10 protein-coding genes are annotated in these 9339 nt (G+C 70.0%); 3 read left to right on the top strand and 7 right to left on the bottom strand.

The window, feature by feature from the left end; genetic code table 11:
• From lgt to IRT45_RS10490, 6 genes are all read right to left on the bottom strand, one after another.
• Window positions 1–1273 (bottom strand): prolipoprotein diacylglyceryl transferase (lgt, locus tag IRT45_RS10515; protein WP_309240885.1); only part of this gene is annotated, 1273 nt, incomplete at its 3' end.
• Window positions 1274–1323: 50 nt separating this feature from the next.
• Window positions 1324–2115 carry a tryptophan synthase subunit alpha gene (gene trpA, locus IRT45_RS10510; protein WP_194805657.1) on the bottom strand — a complete coding sequence of 264 codons (792 nt, stop codon included), beginning with the start codon at window positions 2113–2115 and terminating at the stop codon, window positions 1324–1326.
• Window positions 2112–3386 (bottom strand): tryptophan synthase subunit beta, encoded by a 1275-nt coding sequence (gene trpB, locus IRT45_RS10505; RefSeq protein WP_194805656.1) that lies wholly within the window; start codon window positions 3384–3386, stop codon window positions 2112–2114. The genes trpA and trpB overlap by 4 nt, the downstream gene beginning before the upstream one ends.
• Window positions 3383–4207, bottom strand: coding sequence for an indole-3-glycerol phosphate synthase TrpC (trpC, locus tag IRT45_RS10500; RefSeq protein ID WP_030514633.1), 825 nt, complete (start codon window positions 4205–4207; stop codon window positions 3383–3385). The genes trpB and trpC overlap by 4 nt, the downstream gene beginning before the upstream one ends.
• A gap of 151 nt (window positions 4208–4358) precedes the next feature.
• Window positions 4359–5417, bottom strand: a complete 1059-nt coding sequence (locus tag IRT45_RS10495; protein WP_228534101.1) for a Trp biosynthesis-associated membrane protein — start codon at window positions 5415–5417, stop codon at window positions 4359–4361.
• On the bottom strand, window positions 5414–6991 hold the full coding sequence (locus IRT45_RS10490) for an anthranilate synthase component I (protein ID WP_375540084.1): 1578 nt from the start codon (window positions 6989–6991) through the stop codon (window positions 5414–5416). The genes IRT45_RS10495 and IRT45_RS10490 overlap by 4 nt, the downstream gene beginning before the upstream one ends.
• A gap of 98 nt (window positions 6992–7089) precedes the next feature.
• Here IRT45_RS10490 and IRT45_RS10485 point away from each other — a divergent pair, with 98 nt between their 5' ends.
• From IRT45_RS10485 to IRT45_RS10475, 3 genes are all read left to right on the top strand, one after another.
• On the top strand, window positions 7090–7566 hold the full coding sequence (locus IRT45_RS10485; protein ID WP_309240884.1) for a peroxiredoxin: 477 nt from the start codon (window positions 7090–7092) through the stop codon (window positions 7564–7566).
• A 120-nt stretch (window positions 7567–7686) separates the two neighbouring features.
• Window positions 7687–8283: a permease gene (locus IRT45_RS10480; protein WP_194805654.1), complete on the top strand. Its 597-nt coding sequence runs from the start codon at window positions 7687–7689 to the stop codon at window positions 8281–8283.
• 150 nt (window positions 8284–8433) lie between these two features.
• Window positions 8434–8958 (top strand): MarR family transcriptional regulator, encoded by a 525-nt coding sequence (locus tag IRT45_RS10475; protein WP_309240883.1) that lies wholly within the window; start codon window positions 8434–8436, stop codon window positions 8956–8958.
• A gap of 5 nt (window positions 8959–8963) precedes the next feature.
• On the opposite strand, the gene hisI is transcribed toward IRT45_RS10475, so the two are convergent.
• Window positions 8964–9311: a phosphoribosyl-AMP cyclohydrolase gene (gene hisI, locus IRT45_RS10470; protein ID WP_194805653.1), complete on the bottom strand. Its 348-nt coding sequence runs from the start codon at window positions 9309–9311 to the stop codon at window positions 8964–8966.
• Window positions 9312–9339 lie beyond the last annotated feature (28 nt).

The raw sequence follows: 9339 nt of genomic DNA, 5'->3' as shown, positions 1-9339 counted from the left end.
TGACACCGGCCGCATCCTTGTCATCGGCGGGCGGATCGAGTTCGTTGCCGGTCGCCGCCGAATCGGAGGGGCCGGCGGTGGACTCGTCCGATTCGCCGGATACGGAGCCGGCGGCGGGTTCGGACTCGGTGGATTCCTCCGACGTCGCCGACGAGGACTCCTTCTCGGACGCCACGTCGGTCTTCCCGGCCTCGGACGCGTCGTCGGCCTTGCCGAGCGGGCTCCCATCGTCCGCGGGTTTCGCGGCTTCGCCGGACTCGTCGCCGGCAGCGGATTCCTCGGCCGTGACCGCAGCTGCGCTCTCGGCCGCGGCGGATTCCTGTCCCGCGGCGCCGTGCCGGCGCAGGGCGCCGATCTGCCACGGCCAGGGGCGCTCGCCGCCGGCGGCGAGCTGTGCGGCGGTTTCGCGGCCTTTGGTGGCGAGGGCGAAATACGCCAGGGCACACAGGAATACGATCGCCGAGGTGTAGGAGTTGACCCGGATGCCGAAGATGTGGGTGGCCTCGTCATCGCGCAGCAGCTCGACCCAGAAGCGGCCGAAGGTGTAGATCGCCACGTACAGCGCGAACAGGCGGCCGTGGCCGATCCGCCAGCGTTTGTCGACCATCACCAGCACCAGGACGCCGAGCAGGTTCCAGATCAGCTCGTAGAGGAAGGTCGGCTGCACGACCTTCTCCACCACCCCGGTGGAGACGCCGTTCATCATGTCCAGCCGGCCGTCGGAGTCGAACCGCAGATAGATCTCGAGGCCCCACGGCAGATCGGTCTTGCGACCGTAGAGTTCCTGATTGAAGTAGTTGCCGAGGCGGCCGATGGCCTGGGCGAGCAGAATCGCCGGGGCGATGGCATCACCGAAGGCGGGCAACGGAATTCGATACACCCGGCAGCCGATCCAGGCGCCGACGCCGCCGAGCAGCACCGCGCCCCAGATACCGAGGCCGCCCTCCCAGATCTTCAGCGCGTTGATCGGATGCCCGCCGGCGCCGAAGTACTTCTCCCAGTCGGTGGCCACGTGGTAGAGCCGGCCGCCGACAAGTCCGAACGGCACCGCGAACATCGCCACGTCGAGCACCTTGCCCGGCTCGCCGCCGCGCTCGCGCCAGCGCCGCTCACCCCACCAGATCGCGACGATGATGCCGATGATGATGCAGATCGCGTAGGCACGCAGCGGGAACGGCCCCACATCCCATACGCCTCGCGGCGGACTGGGAATGTAGGCCAGTACCGCCCCACCGTGCACATCGACGCCGTCTGCCAGGACTGGAAAAGTCACGGGCCCCACCGTAACGGAGGGTGCGCCCGCCGCCCAGTTCGCGTCGGCGATCAGCTGGTGACGGTCGCCGAACGCACGCCGTCGGCCAGCTCCGCGGTGAGCGTCCGCACCTGTTCCAGCCCCGCGCCCGCGGCCGTCACCAGCGCCGAACCGACGATGACTCCGTCGGCATAGGAGGCGATTTCCGCCGCCTGCGCACCGCTGCGCACACCCAGGCCGACACCGACCGGGATATCGGAGTGGGCACGCACCCGCGCGCACAGTTCCGGGGCCGCCGAGGACACCGCGTCGCGGGCGCCGGTGACGCCCATGGTGGACGCGGCGTAGAGGAATCCGCTACTGGCCTCGATGGTCTTGACCAGACGCTCCTCGGTGGAGGACGGGGCGACCAGGAAGATGCGGTCCAGATCGTGGGCGCGGGAGGCGTCGAACCACTCCCCCGCCTCCTCGGGAATGAGGTTGGGGGTGATCAGCCCGAGCCCGCCGGCCGCGGCCAAGTCGCGGGCGAAACGGTCGACGCCGTACTGCAGCACCGGATTCCAGTAGGTCATCACCACGGCGTTGCCCCCGGCGGCGGTGATCGCCTCGACGACGGTGAACACGTCACGCACGCGCACCCCGCCACGCAGGGCCTGCTCGGTGGCGGCCTGGATGGTGGGGCCGTCCATCACCGGATCGGAATAGGCGATACCGACTTCGATGATGTCGCAACCGGATTCGACCATCGCGGTGCACACGTCGATGGATCCGGCCAGGTCCGGATAGCCCGCGGGCAGATATCCGATCAGCGCGGCGCGGCCCTCGCCGCGGGTGGCCGCGAAGGTCGATTCCAGACGGCTCACGAGCGATTCTCCTCCGGGGCGGCGGCGTCGTCGAACAGGCCGAACCAGCGCGCCGCGGTATCCATATCCTTGTCGCCGCGTCCGGACAGATTCACCAGAATGATTGCGCCCGAACCCAATTCCCGGCCCAGTTGCAGCGCGCCGGCGACCGCGTGCGCCGATTCGATGGCCGGGATGATGCCCTCGGTGCGCGAGAGCAGCAGCAGCGCGTCCATCGCCTCGACATCGGTGATCGGCCGGTACTCGGCGCGGCCGATGTCCTTCAGGTACGCGTGTTCGGGTCCGACGCCGGGATAGTCCAGACCGGCCGAGATGGAATGCGATTCGATGGTCTGGCCGTCCTCGTCCTGCAGCAGGTACGAGTAGGCACCCTGGAACGCACCCGGCCGTCCGCCGGCGAAAGTGGCTGCGTGCCTGCCGGTTTCGACACCGTCACCGGCCGCCTCGTAGCCGATCAGCCGCACGCCCTCGTCGTCGAGGAACGGGTGGAAGATGCCGATCGCGTTCGATCCACCGCCCACACACGCCACCACGGCGTCGGGAAGGCGACCGGTCTGCGCCTGCACCTGCACCCGCGCCTCCAGGCCGACGACGCGCTGGAAGTCGCGCACCATCAGCGGAAACGGATGCGGGCCGGCCGCGGTGCCGAAGCAGTAATAGGTTTCCGAGGCGTTGGTGACCCAGTCGCGCAGCGCCTCGTTGATCGCGTCCTTCAACGTCTGCGAGCCGGTGGTCACCGACACCACCTCGGCGCCCAGCAGTCGCATCCGCGCAACGTTGAGCGCCTGGCGCGCGGTGTCGACCGCGCCCATGTAGATCACGCATTCGAGGCCGAGCAGCGCACAGGCGGTGGCGGTCGCGACACCGTGCTGACCGGCGCCGGTCTCGGCGATGACGCGGGTCTTGCCCATCCGCTGGGCGAGCAGCGCCTGGCCCAGCACATTGTTGATCTTGTGCGAACCGGTGTGGTTCAGATCCTCGCGCTTGAGCAGGATGCGGGCGCCGCCGGCGTGCTCGGAGAGCCGCTTGCATTCGAAGACCGGCGAGGGCCGGCCCGCGTAATCGCGTTGCAGCCGGTCGAGTTCGGCCAGGAAATCGGGATCCAGGCGCGACTTGTCGTATTCGGCGGAGACCTCCTCGATCACCGCCATCAGCGCCTCGGGCACGTGCCGGCCGCCGTAGACGCCGAAGTGGCCGCCGACATCCGGTTCGTGGCTGCGATGGGTGACGCCCTCGCTGGCCTGGGGCAGCTGCTCGTGCACGCCGGTCACCGGGTGACACCCCGCCGCAGCGGACGCGGGCAGGACGGATGGGTGCCGGCGGTCACCAGCTCGGAGACGGCCGCACGCGGATCACCGCTGGTCACGAGGCTCTCGCCGACCAGCACCGCGTCGGCGCCGGCGCCGGCGTAGGCGAGCAGATCGGCGGTGCCGCTCACGCCGGATTCGGCGACCCGGATGACCTCGGTGGGGAGTCCGGGCGCGATGCGGGCGAAAACGTCGCGATCGACCTCGAGGGTCTTCAGGTTGCGGGCGTTCACGCCGATGACCGAGGCGCCGGCGGTCAGTGCCCGGTCGGCCTCCTCCTCGGTGTGCACCTCGACCAGCGCGGTCATACCCAGCGATTCGGTGCGATCGATGAGCGAGGCCAGCACGTCCTGTTCCAGGGCGGCCACGATCAGCAGGATCACATCGGCGCCGTGCGCACGGGCCTCGTGGATCTGATACGGGCCGACGACGAAGTCCTTGCGCAGGATCGGCACGTCGACAACCGCGCGGACGGCGTCCAGATCGTCGAGCGACCCGTGGAAGCGGCGGCCCTCGGTGAGCACGCTGATGATGCGCGCGCCACCGTCCTCGTAGGACTTCGCCAGGCTGGCCGGATCCGGGATGTCGGCGAGCTCACCCTTCGAGGGGCTGGCGCGCTTGACCTCGGCGATGACTCCGATCCCGTCCGCGTGCAGCGCGGCGAGCGCATCGCGCGGCGAGGGGGCCGCGGCGGCGGCCTTCTTGACGGCCTGGAAATCCAGGAGGGCTTCCCGAGCGGCCACATCCGCGCGGACCCCGTCGAGAATCGAGTCGAGTACCGTCATCTGGCTCGAATCCTTTCTGGGGAGACGGACTTGCTACCTGAGAATCCCCCCAGGTGCTGTCTCACCGATGCTGATAAAGAGTAAATGGAGGTGTTCACCGAGCCGACGGCGGGGTGTGACGCCTGCCGCTCGGTGCGCCGTGATACAGCGCTCATCGGCCCGCCTCGTCGTCGGTCGGGTCGGCGCCCGCGTCGAGCGCGTCCCACAGCACGCGCTGCGAGAGTTCGCCAGACTCCGGCTCCGGGGCCTGCGCAGGTGACGTCGGCGTCACCGGCCGCGGCGCGTCGGCGGCCTTAGCGGCCGACTCCGTCTCCCCCGTGCGGCGCAGTTCGGCGACCTGTTCGGCGGCGGCGGCCCGGCGGAACACCGGGTTGTCGTACTTACCCGACATGCGAGCCGTCGTTTCGGGCATGCGGGCCAGCAGCACCCCGGCGGCGAAGGCCGCGAGCGCACCGACGACGCTGAGCGCGGCCGGGAAGGTGGCCGCGGTGGCCGCGTCGACATGCGCGCGGGCGGGCAGTTCGGCGAGCCGGGCGGCCCGTTCGGCGAGCTTGCCGTGCTGGGTCAGCAGGGCCAGGCCGGGCACCGCGGCGACCGCGGCGACCAGCGCCACCACGACGCCGATCAGCCGGCGCAGCCAGCCCTTGGTGGCGAACACGGCCGCGATCGAGGCCAGCAGCACCAGCGCCAGCGGCGTCAGCGCGCCGAACCAGAGACCGCCGTCGAGATGCTGGGTGCGCGGTTCGGTCAGACCGTCGGAGGACCGCAGCGTCACCCAGGTCATGCGCGAGGAGCCCCACAGCGCGACCGCGCCGATCGCGAGCAGCAGGACGGGCAGCACCGGGCGGGCGCGTTTCGCGGTCACGCTGCCCGAGACGTCCGTCTCCGCCTCGGGGACGTAGCGGTCGGGGTCGCCACCGTCGCCGGGATGCACCCGCGCGGCGTCGTCGCCGATGCCGGAGCCCGACCGGCCGGCCGCGGCGTGACCGTCGGATTCCCCGCCATCGGTGTCTCCCGCGCCCGACCGGACCGCCTCGCCCTCGGGGCCGCCCGGAATCGGCGCGCGATGTGCGCCGGAGATGTCGGCATCGGCCTGCGGCGGGCGCACTGCCGCGTCGGCCGCCGCCGCGTCGTTCGTGCCGGGCGTGGGCTTCGCCTCCGGTTCGTTCGGCGAATGTCGTTGGGCTGGATCGGATTCCGGGTTGCTCATAGCAGGGTGCCGTCGGGTTCGGGGGTGAAGGTGCGCACGGTGCGCGCGGCGGCGACGGCCTTGAGGACGGCCATCGCCTTGTTGCGCGACTCCTCGTCCTCGTACTCGGGCTGGGAGTCGGCGACGATGCCGGCACCGGCCTGCACATAGGCGATGCCGTCCTTGAGCAGCGCGGTGCGGATCGCGATCGCGGTATCGGCGTCGCCGGCGAAGTCGAGGTAGCCGACGACCCCGGCGTAGACGCCGCGGCGGGTGGGCTCGTTCTCCTCGATCAACTCCATCGCCCGCACCTTCGGCGCACCGGAGAGGGTGCCGGCCGGGAAGCAGGCGCGCACGGCGTCGAGGGCGATGCGACCGGCCGCCAGCCTGCCGGTGACCGTGGACACCAGATGCATCACGTGGCTGTAGCGCTCGATGTGGCGGTATTCGGTGACGCGCACGGTGCCTGGTTCGCACACCCGGCCCAGATCGTTGCGGCCCAGGTCGACGAGCATGAGGTGTTCGGCATTCTCCTTCTCGTCGGAGAGCAGATCCTTCTCGAGCAGCACGTCGTCCTCCTCGGTGGCGCCGCGCCACCGGGTGCCGGCGATCGGATGTGTCGTCGCCACACCGTCTTTCACCGTCACCAGCGATTCCGGACTCGAGCCGACGATGGAGAAGGCGGTGCCGCCCGCGCCGTCGGGAATGTGCATCAGATACATGTACGGGCTCGGATTCGAGGCGCGCAGCATCCGGTACACATCGCGCGGTTCGCCGTCGAAGTCCATTTCGAACCGCTGCGACAACACCACCTGGAACGCCTCGCCGGCCTCGATCTCGCCGACCAGCCGCCGCACGCCGGCGCCGAAGTCCTCGCTGGTACGGCGGCGGATGTAATCCGGCTCGGGACGGTCGAAGACGGAGACGGTCGATTCGGCGGGCGCGGCCAGCGCCGCGGTCATCCGGTCGAGCCGGGCGACGGCGTCGTCGTAGGCCTCGTCGACGCGTTCGTCGGTGCCGTTCCAGTTCACCGCGTTGGCGATCAGCGTGATCGCGCCCTCGTGATGGTCGAAGGCGGCCAGATCCGCCGCGAGCAGCAGCACCATCTCCGGCACCCGCAGATCGTCGGTGGTCAGCTCCGGCAGCCGCTCGATGCGGCGCACGATGTCGTAGCCCAGATAGCCGACCAGACCGCCGGTCAGCGGCGGCAGGCCGGGCAGGCGCTCGGTGCGCAGCAGTTCCAGGGTGTCGTGCAGCGCCTCCAGCGGATCACCACCGGCCGGTGCGTCGGCGGGTGTGGCACCCAGCCACGCCGCCTGACCGTCGACGACCGTCAGCGCGGTGGGGCTGCCGGCGCCGATGAACGACCAGCGCGACCACGAACGACCGTTCTCGGCCGACTCCAGCAGGAAGGTGCCCGGCCGGTCCGCGGCCAGCTTCCGGTAGGCGGACAGCGGTGTCTCCGAATCCGCCAGCACCTTGCGCGTCACCGGCACCACGCGGTGCGCGGCCGCCAGCACGCGGAACTGGTCCCGGGTGGTGGTGGTTGCGGTTTCCGGACGGTCGAATGCGGCGCCGTGCATATCGCTCATCATTCCAGTCGGCCGCAACCGAGATTCCCGGGCCCCGCCGCGACCCACACGCGGTCCGCGACGGGTACCCGGCGGGGGCGCCGACCGGTACCCTCGCGATTGTGAAAAAAGGCCAGCGCGCACCCGGGTTCGAACTTCCCGACCAGTCCGGCACCGTCCGATCGCTCGATTCGTTGCTGGCCGACGGACCGCTGACGCTGTTCTTCTTCCCCGCCGCCAACACTCCCGTGTGCACCGCGGAGGCCTGCCACTTCCGTGATCTGACAAGCGAATTCGCGGCCCTGGGCGCCAGTTGCGCGGGCATCAGCACCGATTCGGTCGACACCCAGGCCGGTTTCGCACAGTCGCAGACCCTCGGCTATCCGCTGCTGTCCGATCGCGACGGTGCGGTGGCGGAACGGTTCGGCGTCAAACGTTCCGGGGCGATCGGCGGTCTGCTCGGCAACTTCCTGCCGGTGAAGCGGCAGACCTTCGTGATCGACACCGACCGCACCGTCCTCGCGGTGATCTCGGGCGAACTGCGCGCCAACGTCCACGCCGACGCCGCACTGGCCGCCCTGCGCGAGCACCGGTCCTGAATCGACCGCCGGACACAGCCCGGGTGCGCCTCCGCTTTTTCCCTGGTCGGAGCGCATTGTCGACGTGACACGGCACGATTCTCCCGGCGTCGGCGCGTGGCCCGCGCATACGCTGGATTCATGACATCGACGAGCTCCCTCACCAACTCCGGGACCAAACCCCGAGCCACCGTGTGGCGGAATCGAGCCCTCGGCCTGCTCGCGGTCATCGTCGTGCTGGTCGTCGCCTATTTCGTGCTGTCGGCCTTCATTCCGCGCTGGTGGGCGCAGCGGATCGCCGGTATGTCCGGGCACGGCAGCTTCGCTCAGGGCATCTGGTCGGGCCTGGGGGTCGGCTTCCTGTGCACTCTGATTCCCCTGCTGCTCCTGCTGGGCGCGGTGCGGGTGTGGCGGACCCGAGCCGGAAAATTCGCCGCCGGCGCCGCGGCGGTGCTGGCGCTGATCGTCGCGCTGCCCAATCTGATGACGCTGACCATCGTGCTGGGCGGCAACAGCGCCGCACACGCCGGGGAACGCGTCCTCGACGTCGATGCGCCCGGCTTCCGCGGCGCCTCGCTGGTCGGCGCCATCGTGGCGGCGGCGATCTTCGTGATCCTGCTCGTGCTACTGCTACGCAAACAGTGGCGGGCGCGCTCGGCCCGCCGCGCCGAAGCCGGCGTGGTCACCGCACCCGACACCGCTAACGCCACGCGGCCACCAGGCGATATGAAGGAGTGACCCCGACAGCGTCGCGATCGCGCCGCGGCGTGATAGCTGTCACGTCACCGGCAACCGGGCTGACCATCGAGCGAAGGCGTGGCAAACTTGTTGGTCGCGAGTGACGGTGTACTGCGATTTACGTCACTGGGCTGCAAGAGAGGGCGCGAAGTGACGGAATGGCTCAACCCCACCGAACGGCGAGCGTGGCGGACCCTAGTCGCGCTGACCACGCGATTACCCGCGGCGATGGACACCCAGCTGCAACGCGAAGCCGGGATGACGCATTTCGAGTACTTTCTGATGGCCCTGCTGTCCGAAGAGCCCGGACATCGCCTGCAACTCAGCGAACTGGCGAACAGGGCAAACGCATCGCTATCGCGACTGTCGCATGTGGTGACGAAGCTGGAACGGCTGGGCTGGGCGAGACGCGACGCGGTGCGCGGACGCCGCGGCGCCTACGCGGTGCTCACCGACGAGGGTTTCGAACAGGTGCAGAAGGCCACTCCCGCCTATCTGGAAGGAGTGCGGGGGCTGGTCTTCGACGGCATCGACGATGAGCAGGTCGACCAGCTGCTCACCCTCGGAGAGGCGCTGGTGGCCCAGCTCGACGCGGGCCTGTCCCGGGGTATCGGCCGCGCCGACGGACTCCCCGACCCGCCGGCCGCCGAAGCCACGGCCGGCGCCGCCGGCTGACCGGTTCAGATCGCGTCGGCGAGCAGCAGATCCCCGTCCCAGCAGGTGTGGGTGCCGGTGTGGCAGGCCGCGCCCTGCTGGTCGACGATCAGCAGCACGGCGTCGCCGTCACAGTCCAGCCGCACCTCGTGCACATACTGCGTATGGCCCGACGTCTCGCCCTTGACCCAGTACTGCTGCCGTGAGCGCGAATAGTAGGTGGCCTTGCGAGTGGCGAGGGTGCGGGCCAGGGCCTCGTCGTCCATCCACGCCATCATCAGCACATCGCCGGTGCCGCGTTCCTGCGCGATCGCCGCGACCAGGCCCGCCTCGTTGCGCTTGAGCCGGGCGGCGACGGCGGGATCCAAACTCATACCCATCGTTATACCTGTCCTGTCGGTG

This window comes from Nocardia sp. BSTN01 (genome assembly GCF_015354405.1).
Taxonomy (GTDB): Bacteria; Actinomycetota; Actinomycetes; order Mycobacteriales; family Mycobacteriaceae; genus Nocardia.
The sequence above is the reverse complement of the archived record's forward strand: the minus strand, read 5'-3'. Positions and strand labels throughout refer to the sequence as shown.